The organism is Pseudomonas sp. S07E 245 (genome assembly GCF_019599025.1).
Lineage (GTDB): Bacteria > Pseudomonadota > Gammaproteobacteria > Pseudomonadales > Pseudomonadaceae > Aquipseudomonas > Aquipseudomonas shirazensis.
Genome location: NZ_CP080625.1, coordinates 2,410,847 through 2,425,912 on the forward strand (window position 1 = coordinate 2,410,847; position 15,066 = coordinate 2,425,912).

Annotated in this window: 16 protein-coding genes and 1 pseudogene; 8 read left to right on the top strand and 9 right to left on the bottom strand. The window is 63.3% G+C overall.

What is annotated here, in order from left to right:
* Positions 1 to 25 precede the first annotated feature (25 nt).
* The gene (locus K3F44_RS11195; RefSeq protein WP_101321037.1) at positions 26 to 307 is read right to left on the bottom strand and encodes a GNAT family N-acetyltransferase; all 282 of its coding nucleotides are present in this window, start codon (positions 305 to 307) and stop codon (positions 26 to 28) included.
* A 507-nt stretch (positions 308 to 814) separates the two neighbouring features.
* Here K3F44_RS11195 and oprI point away from each other — a divergent pair.
* The gene (gene oprI / locus K3F44_RS11200) at positions 815 to 1,066 is read left to right on the top strand and encodes an outer membrane lipoprotei OprI (RefSeq protein WP_003259780.1); all 252 of its coding nucleotides are present in this window, start codon (positions 815 to 817) and stop codon (positions 1,064 to 1,066) included.
* 136 nt (positions 1,067 to 1,202) lie between these two features.
* On the opposite strand, the gene K3F44_RS11205 is transcribed toward oprI, so the two are convergent.
* The 3 genes from K3F44_RS11205 to K3F44_RS11215 form a co-directional block, all read right to left on the bottom strand.
* A complete protein-coding gene (locus K3F44_RS11205) occupies positions 1,203 to 2,180 on the bottom strand; it encodes a L,D-transpeptidase family protein (protein ID WP_101321039.1) in 978 nt (325 codons plus the stop codon).
* 125 nt (positions 2,181 to 2,305) lie between these two features.
* A complete protein-coding gene (locus tag K3F44_RS11210) occupies positions 2,306 to 2,587 on the bottom strand; it encodes a hypothetical protein (RefSeq protein WP_101321041.1) in 282 nt (93 codons plus the stop codon).
* Between the two features lie 58 nt (positions 2,588 to 2,645).
* Entirely contained in the window at positions 2,646 to 3,251 is a 606-nt protein-coding gene (locus K3F44_RS11215) for an arylesterase (protein WP_178080780.1), read from the bottom strand.
* Positions 3,252 to 3,261: 10 nt separating this feature from the next.
* Between K3F44_RS11215 and K3F44_RS11220 the strand changes: the two genes are divergently transcribed.
* The 3 genes from K3F44_RS11220 to greB all read left to right on the top strand — a co-directional run bounded on the left by K3F44_RS11220 (position 3,262) and on the right by greB (position 7,098).
* Entirely contained in the window at positions 3,262 to 3,945 is a 684-nt protein-coding gene (locus tag K3F44_RS11220) for an ABC transporter ATP-binding protein (protein WP_220634040.1), read from the top strand.
* Positions 3,945 to 6,452 carry an ABC transporter permease gene (locus tag K3F44_RS11225; protein ID WP_220634041.1) on the top strand — a complete coding sequence of 836 codons (2,508 nt, stop codon included), beginning with the start codon at positions 3,945 to 3,947 and terminating at the stop codon, positions 6,450 to 6,452. Before K3F44_RS11220 ends, K3F44_RS11225 begins: the two co-directional genes overlap by 1 nt.
* A gap of 169 nt (positions 6,453 to 6,621) precedes the next feature.
* A complete protein-coding gene (gene greB / locus K3F44_RS11230; protein ID WP_101321050.1) occupies positions 6,622 to 7,098 on the top strand; it encodes a transcription elongation factor GreB in 477 nt (158 codons plus the stop codon).
* A gap of 32 nt (positions 7,099 to 7,130) precedes the next feature.
* Here the strand turns inward: greB and K3F44_RS11235 are convergent, their stop codons facing one another.
* Positions 7,131 to 7,439: a hypothetical protein gene (locus K3F44_RS11235; RefSeq protein ID WP_101321052.1), complete on the bottom strand. Its 309-nt coding sequence runs from the start codon at positions 7,437 to 7,439 to the stop codon at positions 7,131 to 7,133.
* Between the two features lie 205 nt (positions 7,440 to 7,644).
* Positions 7,645 to 9,054 (bottom strand): transglycosylase SLT domain-containing protein, encoded by a 1,410-nt coding sequence (locus tag K3F44_RS11240; protein WP_181108123.1) that lies wholly within the window; start codon positions 9,052 to 9,054, stop codon positions 7,645 to 7,647.
* Positions 9,055 to 9,202: 148 nt separating this feature from the next.
* On the opposite strand from K3F44_RS11240, the gene K3F44_RS11245 reads away from it, so the two are divergent.
* The 3 genes and pseudogenes from K3F44_RS11245 to K3F44_RS11255 all read left to right on the top strand — a co-directional run.
* Positions 9,203 to 10,012 carry a TatD family hydrolase gene (locus K3F44_RS11245; protein ID WP_181108122.1) on the top strand — a complete coding sequence of 270 codons (810 nt, stop codon included), beginning with the start codon at positions 9,203 to 9,205 and terminating at the stop codon, positions 10,010 to 10,012.
* 108 nt (positions 10,013 to 10,120) lie between these two features.
* A complete protein-coding gene (locus K3F44_RS11250) occupies positions 10,121 to 11,599 on the top strand; it encodes a methyl-accepting chemotaxis protein (RefSeq protein ID WP_220634042.1) in 1,479 nt (492 codons plus the stop codon).
* A 75-nt stretch (positions 11,600 to 11,674) separates the two neighbouring features.
* A pseudogene (locus tag K3F44_RS11255) lies at positions 11,675 to 11,896 on the top strand (terminase); the annotation flags it as partial.
* Between the two features lie 2 nt (positions 11,897 to 11,898).
* On the opposite strand, the gene K3F44_RS11260 reads toward K3F44_RS11255, so the two are convergent.
* The 3 genes from K3F44_RS11260 to K3F44_RS11270 all read right to left on the bottom strand — a co-directional run bounded on the left by K3F44_RS11260 (position 11,899) and on the right by K3F44_RS11270 (position 13,868).
* Complete coding sequence (locus tag K3F44_RS11260; RefSeq protein ID WP_220634043.1) at positions 11,899 to 12,696, bottom strand: acyl-CoA thioesterase II; 798 nt, start codon at positions 12,694 to 12,696, stop codon at positions 11,899 to 11,901.
* A gap of 111 nt (positions 12,697 to 12,807) precedes the next feature.
* A complete protein-coding gene (locus K3F44_RS11265; RefSeq protein ID WP_150569839.1) occupies positions 12,808 to 13,575 on the bottom strand; it encodes a CHAD domain-containing protein in 768 nt (255 codons plus the stop codon).
* Between the two features lie 14 nt (positions 13,576 to 13,589).
* Positions 13,590 to 13,868, bottom strand: coding sequence for a hypothetical protein (locus K3F44_RS11270; protein WP_101321064.1), 279 nt, complete (start codon positions 13,866 to 13,868; stop codon positions 13,590 to 13,592).
* Between the two features lie 154 nt (positions 13,869 to 14,022).
* Here K3F44_RS11270 and K3F44_RS11275 point away from each other — a divergent pair, with 154 nt between their 5' ends.
* Entirely contained in the window at positions 14,023 to 15,063 is a 1,041-nt protein-coding gene (locus K3F44_RS11275) for a patatin-like phospholipase family protein (RefSeq protein WP_101321066.1), read from the top strand.
* The last annotated feature ends 3 nt before the right edge of the window (positions 15,064 to 15,066 follow it).

Below are 15,066 nucleotides of genomic sequence, written 5' to 3' on the forward strand. Positions count from 1 at the left end.
CGTTTTTGTGTCCGCAGTCAGCGACTCAAGCCTTGCTCGAGTGGCGCTGCTGACGCTCCATGTAGCGCTCGACATACGAGCAGGACGGGATGACCGTATAGCCCATCTGTTCGGCATACTGCAGTGCCTGCTGGGTCAGCGCCGCTGCGATACCGCGACCGCGCAGGGCGTTGGGTACGAAGGTACGGTAGATATCCAGCGTTTGCTTACCCAGATCCATGTAGGTGAGGTAGGCACGATGACCGTCCACATTGGTCTCGAACTGATGACCGGCCTGGTCATGGTGGATGGTCAGCGCTTCGCTCATCACTACTCCTCGCAGGTCTCGTCGGCAGACCCATACCTTACCCGATTGATGTATCCGGCGGAGAAACTCTACGCCCCCTCATGCCCCCTTCGACCACAGGGTTCCCTGCACGTTCGGCATTTCTGGCACCTACAAATAGTAGGCGCCCGTGGCAGGATTGCTCAAGTTTTCAGCGCGCTTAGTCAGCGATGAGCAAACAGCGGTACACACCGCTGGCCCACTCACAAGAGCATCCGGATGATGTTCTGGTATGACGCTGAAAGACCGCTGAAGTCACCTTTAGTTCAACAAAAAAGTTCTGGTGCTACAAGTGCTTGCATGCGCCGGCGGCCATATTGGGGAAAACCCCGAGATGCGCCGCCAAGCCCCTATAAAGCGGCATTTTTTTCACAGTTCTTGCGCTCCGTCAGTTTACTTACTACAAGTAATGGGTACTATGTACGCCGGCCAGTTTCTCTTTTTTGAGAGATGGCTCTTTTGACTAGAAGATCCTTGAAGGGGAACACGATGAACAACGTTCTGAAATTCTCTGCTCTCGCCCTGGCCGCTGTTCTGGCTACCGGTTGCAGCAGCGTATCCAAAGAAACCGAAGCTCGCCTGACTGCTACCGAAGACGCAGCCGCTCGCGCTCAAGCCCGTGCCGATGAAGCCTACCGTAAGGCTGACGACGCTCTGGCTGCTGCTCAGAAGGCTCAGCAAACTGCTGACGAAGCCAATGAGCGCGCTCTGCGTATGCTGGACAAAGCCAGCCGCAAGTAATAATCCTCACGGATTGTTGTGAAGCCGACCCACTCGTGGGTCGGCTTTTTTATTGCCCAGGTTTTTCTGGGAAAACAAAAGTCTCAGGCAACAAAAAGGCCTGCACGCGGCAGGCCTTCGGGCAACGCACTGCGAGTTACTGGAGCTCTTCGGGAATGCTCGACACCATCGGTGCGCCAGCCTGCCCTGCCACCGGCACGGCAATTTCCACCGGCATGCCATCTTCGGCGGCGACAACATCGCGAACCATGTCCCAGTTCATGCGCAGGTTGTTGGCCAGGTCTTCGCGCTTGAGCAGGGCATTGATCACTGCGGTGTGCTTGTCGACCACCGACGGATCACCATGATCATCCAGCGGCGTGTGCGCTTCTAGATACACCTTGCCGGCACTAACACCGAACTTGTACGGCTCGTTGATGATGCGCACCGGGGTACCCACCGGAACCATCTTCGACAGCTCCAGCACATTGTTATTGAACATGCGGAAGCAACCGTGGCTGGTGCGCATGCCAATGCCGAACTTCTTGTTGGAACCGTGGATCAGGTAACCCGGCACGCCCAGGGTGAACTTGAACGGACCAAGCGGGTTATCCGGCCCGGCCGGCACCACGGTTGGCAGAATGTCGCCATCGGCGGCATGCTCGGCGCGGATCGAGGCCGGCGGCGTCCAGGTCGGGTTCGGCGTCTTGGCGGTGATCTTGGTGTTGGCGATCGGCGAGCCCCAGCCTTCGCGACCGATACCCAGCGGATAGGTATGCACCACGTTCTGCCCTTTCGGGTAGTAGTACAGGCGATATTCGGCCAGGTTGATCACCACCCCTTCACGGGGGCCAGGCGGCAGCACATAACGCGTAGGCAGGATGATCTCGGTGCCGGCACCCGGCAGCCACGGGTCGACACCCGGGTTGGCCGCGATCATCTCGAGGTAGCCGAGGTCGTTGGCGGTGCCGATGTCGGCGAAGGTGTCTTCGTACTTGGCTTTGATGGTCTGCACCTGACCAACGACGTCCTCACCAGGCGGCGGCAGTGGCAGTTCCAGCGCGCAGGCGGGGCCCGCTACCAGCAGGGCAGCCAGGGACAGGCGACGGGTGACGGCGGGAATGCGCGGCAACATCCGGAGAATCCTTCGAAGGTAGATCAAGACGGTCGATTGTACACCCGCCCCGGCGCAAGCGGGAGACGGGCAGTGGCTGCATACATTTCAGATGATGAAAGGCTGCTACGGTTCCACGCGGCCGTTCACAGCTGTGGCCAGACGGGACGAGTTCCGCGCCGCTGGGCATCGAGGATGGCCCGGCACAATGTACACAGGCGGTTATCGCGCTGGATCGAGCGCGGCACCACCGACCAGCGCGGCTGAGCCGGCAGTAAACCACCACAAAGGGTGCGGTCTACCGGCGCGCCCAACTCAAGTTGGCGAGCTACCAGGTGCACGCGGACTTCCTGACACGCGAACAGGTCCAGCTGATCATCAGGCTCGATCAGTTGATAGGCATACAGGGACCAGGCAGGACGCGGCATCGGGGGGTCTCGAAACGGGGGGCGCAACATTATCCGAAAGCGGCCCCCGTTTAAAGCGTCACAGCAAGGGTTTTATCACCGGCCAGGCATTTTCCAGCAGACGCTCCTGCGCGGCCTGCGCCGGATGAATGCCATCTGCCTGCATCAGCTCGGGTACCCCGCCCACGCCTTCAAGAAAGAACGGCACCAACGGCACCTTTTTATCAGCACCCAACTCTTCGAACACCTGGGCAAAGGCCGTGGTGTAGCGCAGGCCGTAATTGGGCGGCAAGCGCATGCCCAACAGCACCACCTTGGCCCCGCTGGCCTGGGAGCGCTCGATCATCGACGCAAGATTTTGTTTCAATTGCGCTGGGGGCTGCCCACGCAGGCCATCGTTGCCGCCCAACTCGATGATCACCAGCTCTGGCTTGTGCGCTGCGAGCAGCGCTGGTAGCCGCGCCTGGCCGCCTGCGCTGGTATCGCCACTGATCGACGCATTGACCACTTTGGCGTCGTTGCCCTGGGCCTCGAGCCGCTGCTGCAACAGGGAAACCCAACCCTGGCGGGTATCCAGGCCAAAACCGGCACTGATACTATCGCCGACAACCAGCAGTGTCCCCGCCGTCGCGCTCTGAGCCAGGCAACACAAGGCCAGACCCGCACTCAACCACCACGCTCGCATTGGATTCTCCATGGATCAAAGCATTCTCGTTGCGCAGAACCTTAGCAAAGTGGTCCCCAGCACGGAAGGCGACCTGACCATCCTGCACGCGTTGGACCTGGATCTGGCCAAAGGCGACAGCCTGGCCATCGTCGGTGCGTCCGGTTCGGGCAAATCCACCCTGCTCGGCTTGCTCGCGGGCCTCGACCGGCCCAGCGCAGGCAACGTAATCCTGGCCGGGCAGGATCTCAGCCCGCTGGATGAAGACCAGCGCGCGCGGGTACGGGCCGAGCACGTCGGCTTTGTGTTCCAGTCGTTCCAGTTGCTCGACAGCCTCAACGCGCTAGAGAACGTCATGCTGCCGCTGGAGCTCGATGGCCGTCGTGATGCCCGCGAGGTGGCACGCAGCCTGCTCGAGCGGGTTGGCCTGGGCCAGCGCCTGACCCACACCCCGCGCCAGCTCTCCGGCGGCGAACAGCAACGGGTGGCGATTGCCCGCGCGTTCGCCGCGCAGCCGGCGGTGCTGTTCGCCGACGAGCCAACCGGCAATCTCGACAGCCACACCGGCGAACGCATCAGCGACCTGCTGTTCGAACTGAACAAGGAGCGCGGCACCACCCTGGTGCTGGTCACCCATGACGAGCGTCTGGCCAAACGTTGCCGCCGCCTGATCCGCCTGGACGCTGGCCGTCTGGTCGCGCCCCTGGAGCCGTGATGAGACGATTGTCGTTGCTGCGCCTGTGCAGCCTGGCCCTGCGCCAGCTGCTGCGCGATGTTCGCGCCAGTGAAGTGCGTGTGCTGTTCTTCGCCCTACTGGTGGCAGTGGCGGCAAGCACCGCCATCGGCTACTTCGGCGCCCGCCTCAACGGCGCCATGCAACTGCGCGCCAGCGAATTCCTCGGCGCCGACCTGGTCTTGCAAGGCAGCTCGGCGGCAAGCGATCCGCAGATCAGTGCCGGCACAGAGCTGGGCTTGCGCCATGCGCGGGTCGTGGAGTTCACCAGCGTGGTCGGCACCGACGCCGGTATCCAGCTGTCGAGCATCAAAGCCGCTGATGCCGCCTACCCACTGCGCGGCGAACTGCGCAGCGCCGCCGCGCCGTTTGCCGAAGAACGCCCAGGCGGCGGCCCGGCGCCTGGCGAGGCCTGGGTCGAACCGCGCCTGCTGGTAGCCTTGGGCCTGGCCATGGGTGACAGCATCGACGTCGGCATGAAGAGCTTGCGCATCAGCCGGGTACTGACCTACGAGCCCGACCGCGCCAACAACTTCTACAGCCTGACGCCGCGGGTGCTGATCAACTTCGACGACCTGCAGGCCACTGGCGTGATCCAGCCTGGCAGCCGAGTGACCTACCGCGACCTGTGGCGTGGCGAGGCCGAGACGCTGAGCCGCTATCGCCAGACCGTGGAGCCAACCCTGGCGGCCAACCAGAGCCTGCGCGACACCCGCGATGGCAATCGCCAGATCGGCGGCGCACTGGGCAAGGCCGAGCGTTATCTGAACATGGCCAGCCTGGTCGCAGTGTTGCTCGCTGGGGTAGCCGTGGCGCTGTCGGCCAGCCGTTATGCCGCACGCCGCCTCGACGCCAGCGCCCTGCTGCGCTGCCTGGGCTTGTCCAGGCGCCAGGCCTTGGGCCTGTACTGTGTGCAACTGGCAGCCCTGGGCCTGGTGGCGGCATTGGCCGGGGCGGTTATTGGCTGGCTGGCACAGCTGGGCTTGTTCCGCCTGCTGGATGGGCTGATGCCGAGCACCATCCCGCCGGGTGGCCTCACTCCAGCGTTGGCCGGTATCGCCACCGGGCTGGTGGCACTGGCCGGCTTCGCCTTGCCGCCGCTGGCCGCGCTGGGCCGAGTGCCACCGCTGCGAGTATTGCGCCGTGACCTGCTGCCCGTGCCAGCCAGCAGTTGGCTGGTGTATGGCACAGCGCTGTTCGCCCTTGGCCTGATCATGTGGCGGCTGAGCCTGGACCTGTTGCTGACCTTTGCCCTGCTCGGTGGCGGCCTGATTGCCGCCCTGCTCCTCGGCGGCCTGCTCTTGCTCGGCCTGCGCAGTCTGCGCCGCTTGCTGGCCGGTGCGCCGCTGACCTGGCGCCTGGGCCTTGGCCAGTTGCTGCGCCACCCGTTGGCCGCTGCCGGCCAGGCGCTGGCGTTCGGCCTGATCTTGCTGGCGATGGGCCTGGTCGCGCTGCTGCGGGCCGAGTTGCTGGACAACTGGCAAGCGCAACTGCCAAAGGATGCGCCGAATCATTTCGCCCTGAATATCCTGCCGGATGACCGCGAGCCGTTCGCCCAGCGTCTGCGTGAAGCAAACGCCATCTCCGCGCCGTTGTACCCGGTCATCCCCGGCCGGCTGACCCATATCAACGATGAGCCGGTGCGCCAGCTGGTGAGCAAGGAGTCCACCGGCGAACGCGCTGTGCAGCGCGACCTGAGCCTGACCTGGGCGGCCGATCTGCCGCAGGGTAATGCGCTGGTCAGCGGTGAGTGGTGGCAGGCAGCCCCAGCGAGTGACGGCATCCCGGGGGTATCGGTGGAAACCGAGCTGGCTGCCAGCCTGCACCTCAAACTCGGCGACCTGCTCAACTTCGACATTGCCGGCCAGCAACGCCAGGCCCGCGTCAGCAGCCTGCGCAGCGTGCACTGGGACAGCTTCCAGCCAAACTTCTACATGATCTTCCAGCCGGGCACCCTGCAAGGCCTGCCAACCACCTACCTGACCAGCTTCTATCTGGCCCCAGGGCATGATCAGGAAGTGGTGGCGCTATCACGTGCGTTCCCGGCAGCCACCATCCTCCAGGTAGACGCCCTGCTCGAACAGCTGCGCAGCATCCTCGCCCAGGTCACCCTAGCGGTCGAATACGTGCTGCTGTTCGTGCTCGCAGCAGGCCTGGCAGTGCTGTTCGCCGGGCTGCAGGCCACCCTTGACGAGCGCATCCGCCAAGGCGCATTGCTGCGTGCACTGGGCGCCGGTCGGCCATTGCTGGTGCGGGCGCGACGGATCGAGTTCGGCCTGCTCGGCGCCGCCAGTGGAGTGCTCGCGGCAGTGGGCTGCGAGTTGATCAGCTGGGCGCTGTATCGCTACGCCTTCGATCTGCAGTGGGGCCCACATCCATGGCTGCTGTTGCTGCCGTTGATTGGCGCCCTGCTAGTTGGCGGTGCTGGGGTGTTTGGTACTCGCCGGGCGCTCAATGCGAGCCCGCTGACAGTGCTGCGCGAGGGCTGACGAGGCGCGCTCGACACCCGGTGTGACCGAGGCCAGCCTTGCGTGCTAGCCTCGGCTCCGTGACTGTTGGGCGTCTGCCCAATTCTGTATTGAATTCGACGTTTGCACGCCTGGCAACGCTAGCCTGGCCTTGTGCAAGCAGTCAGCTCGACCGTGCTTGGAGTCAGCATTGCCAACCAACATCATCACCCGCGCAGGCCACACTGCGCTGAAAGCAGAGCTGGATCATCTGTGGCAAACCTATCGCCCGGAAATCACGCAAAAGGTCGCCTGGGCGGCATCGCTTGGCGATCGCAGTGAAAACGCCGATTACCAGTACAACAAGAAGCTGCTGCGCGAAATCGACCGCAGAATCCGCTACCTGCGCAAGCGTCTGGAGGATATCCGCGTTGTCGACTACGCCCCCGAACAAGAGGGCAAGGTGTTCTTCGGTGCCTGGGTAGAAATTGACAACGAGGCCGGCGAGGTCAAACGCTTCAGAGTGGTCGGCTACGACGAAATTTACGGACGTAACGACTACATCTCCATCGACTCACCGATGGCGCGGGCGCTGTTGAAGAAGTCGGAAGGAGATGAGGTGATCGTGCAAACGCCGACCGGCGAAGCGGTGTGGTTTATTGCCAGTATCGAATATGAGGTGGGATGACGATTTGGGGGCTGCTCTGCAGCCCCACTCGCTCAACGCCGGGTAATCAACCCCTGCCGAGCAATCCGCGTCAGGTGACCGATCACCTCGCCGGCCTCCTCCGCCGTAGGCGACTGAATTACTGCCAGATCAAAACGATCACTTCCGTACTGCTTGAGCAAGGCACAGGTTTCAGCGAACTGGATCAGAAACGCGCGAGCCTGGCCCTTGCGCCGCGAAAAGCCGTCAAGGTGGCGCAACAAGGTAGGTTGGTGCTGACCGCTGAGTAGAATGCGCGGGGTGCGCGATACCTGGCCGGCAGGCAGAGGGGTCAGACAGACACTGGTACGTGGACAACTCATGGAGTAATTCTCCGCCTCGCGAATCCCGCTGGGCTGCGGTGGGAGGCGTCACCGAACCAGCGTTTTAGCGGTATTTCAGAGTGCCCTGGCACGGGCTGCCTCCTGCGCCCCGCAAGTAGCTGTTTAAATCGGCGCAAGGGTTATGCTAGAGCTACACGCGACAACTTACAAGCTGTACGTGTAGCCCTTGTGACAGCCAGATTGCTCAACGCCTGGCGACGCGCTCGAGGCTGGCGCGCTCGCGATTGAAGGCGAGGAAGTACTTGTTGACGCTGTTGACGAAATTGACCGGGCCCATGCCGACCTGCTCCATGGCGATGCGCTCGGTCTGGAAGAACCACTGATTACCATTGAGCCCCCGCCTGCGCGCTTCGGCACGCATCGCCTGGACCCGCTCCGGGCCGAGGTTGTACGCCGCCAGCACAAACGCCATGCGCTCGCGCTCGTTGAGCTGGGGGCTGGCGAAAAACTTGCGACGGATCAACGCCAGATACCGCGCGCTGGCCTGGACATTGCCATCCACGTTCGCCGTGTTGCTCACCCCTACCCGCTGCGCCGCCGACGGCGTGATCTGCATCAGCCCATGGGCGCCGCCGACGCCGCGCGCGGCGGGATTGAGGGTCGATTCCTTGAACGCCAGCGCGGCCAGATTGAGCCAGTCGATCTGCTGCGCCTCGCCGTGCTTCTGCAACACCCCACGCACCGCCTGCAAGCGCTGGCGCTCCTGGCGGGCCAGCGGATTGTGCACGCGGTACTGGCGCCGGTAGATACGCTCGAATGCGGCGTCCTGGTTTTCCGGGGCGCGGTAGCCGGCCAGAAAGCGGTCGACAGTTGCCAGCAACTGATCAGCGTCCTTACCGACGTACCAGCGCACAGCCTGCGGTTGGCCGATCTGTACCTTGCTGTCGACGCGCAGCCGCGGCATCACCCGCGCCCAGCGCAGCGCGATCGGCCGCTCCACCACGGTCAGGTGATAGATGCCGGCCTGGACCATCTCCAGCACATCCTCGACCGCCAGCGTTGGGTCTACCCATTCGATCTTGATCGGTGCGCGCTTGCGCAATGCCAGCTGCTGATTGATAGCCTGGATCGCAGCGCCCGCACCGCTGGCGGTGGTCAGGGCGATGGTGCGCCCGGACAACTGCTCGACCCGACTGAAGCTGCGCTCGCCCTTGCGTCCAACCAGCAGCAGCGGCACCTTGTCGAGCACTGGCGCACTCACCCCGACGCCACTGACCTGGGCCGGGTCGAGCAGCTCGCCCGGCGCTGCCAGGTCACCCTCCCCGCGCTGCAAGGCGCCGAGCAGTTGCTCCTTGGCCCGCGGGATCAATTTGACTTGAATCAGATCACCCTGGCGTTCGCGGCCATTGAGAAAATGTTCCAGCGCGCGCAGCCGATGGTATTCGATGCCGACCGGCTCGCCCTTGATTTCCCCGGAGCTGTTGCGGCTCTGGTTGACCAGCACCCGCAGTACCTTGCTGCTGCGCACCTGCGCAAGATCGCGCGGCTGCTTGCTGGTTGAGCTGGCCTGCGCCGGCCCGGACACTGCCGCATGCGCGGCGGCCGCCGTGAGCAGGCTGAACATCAGCGAAACAATCAGCAGGAATCGCTGCATCGGCAAACATGTCCATGGTGTGGGAAGAGGCCTCTGCGGCGGCGCCAGCAGAGACTGAAAGACCTTTGCAATCCATTGAAGTTCTTGGATTTTTCGCGATGTTCGGGGGATTTGCTATGCTGGCCGCCCCGCAGCACGAGGTAGCACCATGCAACTGATCGATATCGGCGTCAACCTGACCAACAGCAGCTTTCACGGCAAAGAGGCTGACATCGTCGAGCGCGCGCAGCAGGCAGGCGTCGTGCAACTGGTCGTGACCGGTACCAGCCTGGAAGGCAGCGAACAGGCGCTGGAGCTGTGCCAGCAACTGGATGAACCGGGGCATCGACTGTTCACCACTGCTGGCGTGCATCCTCACGATGCCAAGAGCTGGGGTGTCGACAGCGAGCGGCAACTGCGCCACCTGCTCGCTCAGCCTCGGGTAAAGGCAGTCGGCGAGTGCGGTCTGGACTTCAATCGCGATTTCTCGCCGCGGCCTGAGCAAGAGAAAGCCCTGCACGCGCATCTGGCCCTGGCAGTAGAAACCCAGCTGCCGGTGTTTTTGCATGAGCGCGATGCCAGCGAGCGCCTGCTGGCGATCCTGAAGGACTACCGTGACCAGTTACCGGCCGCTGTGGTGCATTGCTTCACCGGCGAGCGCGCGGCGCTGTTCGCCTATCTCGATCTGGACCTGCACATCGGCATCACTGGCTGGATCTGTGACGAGCGCCGTGGCACGCACCTGCATCCCTTGGTCAGCAGCATCCCCGTGGGTCGCCTGATGCTCGAAAGCGATGCACCGTACCTGCTGCCGCGAAGCTTGCGGCCGAAACCGAAAAGCGGCCGCAACGAGCCTGCGTTCTTGCCCGAGGTGCTGCGTGAGGTCGCCTTGCACCGCGGCGAGAGCCTGGAATACACGGCAAGGCACACCACCGAGTGCGCGCGTCAGTTCTTTGCCCTGCCGTCGGCAGACGCATAAGCTGACCGGGATTCGTTGACACACATCAAGACCCACTCTGAAGCAATCGGAAACAATGATGGCACCTTGCCAATACTGTTTCCGCTCAACTCAGAGAAGACCTATACGATGGGTGCCTGGCTTAGCAATATTTCCTTGAAGTACAAATTCTGGGCCGTCAACGCAGTGGCCTTTGTCACCACCCTGCTGCTGGTGCTGTACGCCGTGCAGCTCGAGCAGCAGGCCCGGGCCGAAGGTGCGCGAGCAACCGCCCAGGCGCAGGCTAGTCTGCTTGCGGCCTGGCCGGCCGGGCAAGCGCTGCCTGAACTGGCCAACCTGATCAGCTGGCAAGCCGGGCAAACGCCAAGTTTCGCCGGCCAACCACTGCCCGCGCTGAACAACGCCCAGGGCTGGGTCGAGCTGGCCAATCGCTCGCTATTGGGTGACAACCCGCTGCGCGGCGCTCAGGTCGTGAGCCATGGCCAACAGCAACTGGCGCTGCTGGCGCACTCGCCAAGCCTGCGCCAGGTGTTTATTGATCGCTTCGCCAATTACGCGGTGTGCGTGATGGTCCTGATGCTGGCCATGCTCGGTGCGTCGCAGCTGCTGATCCGCTTTCTGCTCAGCCAGCTCAACACGCTCAAGGACGTCATGCTCCACGTCGAGAAGACCGGCGACCTGTCTGCGCGTGTGCCGCTGGCCTGCGGCGATGAGGTTGGGCAAATGGCCGGCGCGTTCAACGCCATGCAGTCGACCTATCACCGGGTAGTCAGCACCGTAGCGCGCACTGCAGCGCAACTCGACTCCGGCGCCGCGCGCCTGGCAGCGAGCATGAGCGATGTACGCCACGGCATGCTCGGCCAGCAAAGCGAGACTGACCAGGCCGCTACCGCCATCAACGAAATGACCGCGACTGTGCACCACATCGCCCAACATGCCGGTGCCACCCGTGATTTGTCGCAAACTGCGGACAACCTTGCCGGCAGTGGACAGGCAGTTGTCGGTCGCGTGCAGGATTCAATTTCCGGGCTGTCCAGCGGCGTGCAGCAGACCGCCGAAATGATCCGTCAGCTGGCGGAAGACAGCCAGAAGATCAACGGCGTAGTTGGGGTGATTCATAGTATTGCCGAGCAAACCAATCTGCTTGCCCTGAACGCCGCCATCGAAGCGGCGCGGGCGGGCGATCTGGGTCGTGGTTTTGCCGTGGTCGCCGACGAGGTGCGCAACCTGGCCAAACGTGTGCAGAGCTCCACCGACGAAATCACCGACATGGTCTGCGCCCTGCAGTCCGGCACCCGCGATGCGGTGGAGTTCATGCAAGAGAGTTCATACAAGGCCGATGACTGCGTCAAGCAGGCTCGCGAGGCTGGTGAGTCGCTGGCGGAGATCACCAGCGCGGTTGCGCAGATGCGCGAGAGCAACACCCAGATTGCCGTGGCTGCCGAACAGCAAAGCCAGGTGGCCGAGGAAATGAACCGCGCGGTGGTAAGCATCCGCGATGTCACCGAGCAGACCGTGCAGCAGACCGTCGGCTCGGCGACCACCAGCAGCGAGCTGGCGACCCTCGCCGGTGAGCTGAACAAGGCGATCGGTCAGCTCAAGCTATAGTCACCATAGCCAGCCTCGATTGGCCGCAATGATCGCGCAGCACTAAGCTTTGGGCATGACTGTGAGGAAATGCCCATGAGCAAGCGCCTGTTCAACCTTCACCCCAGCCAATGGCGTGGCGCCCACCACGCCCACCGCCAACCGGCCGAGCTGGCACTGTTGCTGCTAGCCGTAGCGTTGGGCGTTCTTGGAGCATTGCTGGTCCTGTCCGGCGTGTTCAGTATGGACCTGAGCCAGATTGCGGTAGGCCTGATCGCCTTGATCGCGGGTCTGGGCCTGCAACGCCACGGCTATCGTCGCTAGGCAAATACGGTGACGGTTTGGCGGCTGAGGGCAAGCAGCTCGCCGTCAGCCGTCCACAACGCCGCGCGGGCATGGCCGTAGCCATCCTTGGCGTATTCCGTGTCCACGCAATACCGGCACCAGTCATGGGTGCTCAGTTGCGGCCGGGGCTGAATGAACTCGATGGTCCAGGTCAGAGTGCTGCCCGCCGCAGGCTGTTTCAGGTGCGGCAGCAGGCTCGGCGGCCAGGCGTCGACCAAGGCCAGCAGATGCGCTTCGGTCGCGGCTTCCTCAGGCACCTCCCGCAGACGCACCCAGCCACCCATTTGCCGTGAAGTGTTGCCACTGAAGGGCAGCCCGCCGAGCGTCCAGCGCAAGGCCACATTGCGCATGAACTCTGGCGTCACGCCTTTGATATAAGGCAGTTCCGGCGCTGCTTCGGCGAGCGCCTTCATCTCGACCGGGGGCTGCGCAGGAACATCTATCAGCGAGGAGCGGCCCGCGCCAAAGCTGCCCTGCACGATCGTCACTACCTGGCCTTGCTGCACAGCACGCCCAAGCAGGGTGCTGACGGCTTTACCCTCGCGCAGCACCTCTACGTCGAAGCTGATCGGGATATCTGCCGCGGCGGGAGCAACGAAGGTGATGGCCAGCGAACGCACCGGACGCTCGTCGACAAGTTGCAGGCGCATGCGCTCATAGACCATGGCAGCCATCAGTCCGCCAAAAACTGCACGCCCCTGCGCCCAGGTGGCAGGCACCGTGACGGCTTCTGGTGATTGTTGTACCGCGGCCAGCAATTGGGTGAAGGTCATGGCGATCTCGCAGGCTTGGCTATCGAATCGGGGCGGCCAGGCGCCCCAGCTGCAGCCGATCTTAACCAGCTGCGCTCGCCGATGCAGGCTTCATATCGGTCAATCCAGCGCCTAGCGGCGTGACACTGCCTTGTGCAGGCGCTTCAAGGTCAGGTCGCCTTGCCGCTCAGCGGCCTCAAGCTCAGCCTGCCAGGCCGCCTGGCAGGGCCGTAGCGCTGCGTCGAGCGGTACCTGCACCAACCACTGCAGACGGTCGTGCCAATCGCCCAGATCGCCTTGTGCGCGCTTGAGCAGGCGCTGCAACTTGTCGCCGGCATGATCAAGCTGTGGGTAGGCCTCATCGCCATAGCGCACCCGCTTGATCAGCAGGCGCAACCGGTGCCGATCGTGGGCTGGGTCGAGTAACCCCTGCTGTAGTTTGTGCCACTGTTTGCCGAGGCGTTTGTCGACGCGTTTTTGCAGGCCTTTGACCAGGCCTTCGCGATCCGCTGCCCGCAGAAACGCCGGAAACGCGTCGATGATCGCCAGCATGCGCGTCAACTCGGGACTCGCGGCCACAGTGGCAAAGGTCTGCGCCCTGCCCCGCAGGCGCCGCTCGGCAGCGTCCTGTTGACCACGCTCGCGCAACTCGGCAGCGAGCACCTCACGGTCACGCAGCGGCGTGGTCAGGGCGCCCAGTGCCCGCGCGGCATCTTCCAACTGATCGACTGCAGGCAAGCCCCGTAGCGGCCGCAGCAAACTGCGCAGGCGCCGCGTGGTGGTGCGCAGGTCGTGCAGGGCTTCACTGTCGACATCAGCCGCCAGCCGCTCGCGACAGGCGAGCAAGCGCACCTGCAGGGTCAGCACCTGGGCAACCACGTGATCAAGCATGGCAGACATACAACGCTCCTTGTTCAACGCCCGGCGCGGGACTCACGAATGTAGAAGCGGGCCTTCTCGGATTTTTTCGCACAGCCTTCGAAGCCTTCGAACTGCTGCTGGGTCTTGGCCCCGGTCAACAGCGACAATGCCTTGGAATAACTGACGGTGCCCGCAAACCCTTCGGCCTTGGCCAGGTCGAGCTCCTTCCAGGCGGCGTCCAGCTGGGTTGCGCAGCTATCACGATAGGCCGTCTTGCCGGCGCAGCCAGCGAGCGCCACAACCATCAATGGCAGGCAGATCCATGCTTTCATCAGTAATACCTCAAAGTGCACAAGGGAGTGGCCGTTCGACGCTCGGCCAAGCGAAAAGTGCCCTCATCAGCGTAGTCCAGCAAGGCTTGCATTGAAGCCGAGGGCGCAATGGGTGCATTGTTCGGGGATGGTTGCACAGCCACGAGGGAATGACATGAGTAAACGCGTTGCATTGGTGCTGGGTTCGGGCGGTGCACGAGGCTATGCGCACATCGGGGTGATCGAAGAAATCGAGCGCCGCGGCTACGAGATATCCTGCATTGCCGGCTGCTCGATGGGCGCGGTGGTCGGCGGTATCTATGCGGCCGGCAAGCTCGATGACTATCGCCACTGGATCGAGAGCCTGGATTACCTGGATGTACTGCGGCTGGTCGATGTGAGCTTTCGTCTCGGCGCTATTCGCGGTGACAAGGTGTTTGGCCAGATCCGCAAGATTGTCGGTGAAATCAACATCGAACAGCTGCGCATTCCCTATACGGCGGTGGCCACCGACCTCACCAATCAGCAGGAAATCTGGTTTCAGGAAGGCTGCCTGCACCAGGCCATGCGCGCCTCGGCGGCAATACCAAGCCTGTTCACCCCCGTCGTGCAGGGCAACCGCATGCTGGTCGATGGCGGCATTCTCAACCCGCTGCCGATCGTGCCGGTGGTTTCCAGCCACTGTGACCTGATCATCGCGGTCAACCTCAACGCCACCAACCAGAACCAGTACCAGTTGCCGGTGATCGAGCGCCCCGCCGCGTTCAAGAAGCGCTTCGACGCGTTGATGAGTTCGGTGGGTTCGCGCCTGCCGTTCCGCCGCAAGCCGGCAGAGCAGCTCAGCCGCATCGACCAGGCAGTGCTTGCCGAGAACCTGATCGCAAGCAATCCGTGGCTGGGTGAAGCAGCCAACCCCGAAGGCCAGCAACCCGCTGCGGCGCCCGAGAGCGGCGGCGCACCGCGCTCAGCAGCGGGCTCGTTCATCATCGACAACGTCGGCCCGGCGTCCCTGCTCGACTTGATCAACCAGAGCTTCGAGGTCATGCAGACGTCGCTGGCGCAGTACAAGATTGCCGGCTACCCGCCAGATGTACTGATCAACGTGCCCAAGCGGGTGTGCCAGTTCTTCGAGTTCTACAAGGCACCGGAGCTGATCGCCCTGGGCCGGGAAATCGCCCGCGACACGCTGGACATCTACGAGGGCAAGCGGCGCTGATTA

Coding starts and splice junctions, on each gene's coding strand:
- K3F44_RS11235 (WP_101321052.1), bottom strand. CDS start 7,439: ATGAGTTGTCCACGTACCAGTGTCTGTCTGACCCCTCTGCCTGCCGGC.
- K3F44_RS11275 (WP_101321066.1), top strand. CDS start 14,023: ATGAGTAAACGCGTTGCATTGGTGCTGGGTTCGGGCGGTGCACGAGGC.
- K3F44_RS11260 (WP_220634043.1), bottom strand. CDS start 12,696: ATGACCTTCACCCAATTGCTGGCCGCGGTACAACAATCACCAGAAGCC.
- K3F44_RS11225 (WP_220634041.1), top strand. CDS start 3,945: ATGAGACGATTGTCGTTGCTGCGCCTGTGCAGCCTGGCCCTGCGCCAG.
- K3F44_RS11245 (WP_181108122.1), top strand. CDS start 9,203: ATGCAACTGATCGATATCGGCGTCAACCTGACCAACAGCAGCTTTCAC.
- K3F44_RS11205 (WP_101321039.1), bottom strand. CDS start 2,180: ATGTTGCCGCGCATTCCCGCCGTCACCCGTCGCCTGTCCCTGGCTGCC.
- K3F44_RS11265 (WP_150569839.1), bottom strand. CDS start 13,575: ATGTCTGCCATGCTTGATCACGTGGTTGCCCAGGTGCTGACCCTGCAG.
- K3F44_RS11220 (WP_220634040.1), top strand. CDS start 3,262: ATGGATCAAAGCATTCTCGTTGCGCAGAACCTTAGCAAAGTGGTCCCC.
- K3F44_RS11195 (WP_101321037.1), bottom strand. CDS start 307: ATGAGCGAAGCGCTGACCATCCACCATGACCAGGCCGGTCATCAGTTC.
- K3F44_RS11240 (WP_181108123.1), bottom strand. CDS start 9,054: ATGCAGCGATTCCTGCTGATTGTTTCGCTGATGTTCAGCCTGCTCACG.
- K3F44_RS11215 (WP_178080780.1), bottom strand. CDS start 3,251: ATGCGAGCGTGGTGGTTGAGTGCGGGTCTGGCCTTGTGTTGCCTGGCT.
- K3F44_RS11250 (WP_220634042.1), top strand. CDS start 10,121: ATGGGTGCCTGGCTTAGCAATATTTCCTTGAAGTACAAATTCTGGGCC.
- oprI (WP_003259780.1), top strand. CDS start 815: ATGAACAACGTTCTGAAATTCTCTGCTCTCGCCCTGGCCGCTGTTCTG.
- K3F44_RS11210 (WP_101321041.1), bottom strand. CDS start 2,587: ATGCCGCGTCCTGCCTGGTCCCTGTATGCCTATCAACTGATCGAGCCT.
- K3F44_RS11270 (WP_101321064.1), bottom strand. CDS start 13,868: ATGAAAGCATGGATCTGCCTGCCATTGATGGTTGTGGCGCTCGCTGGC.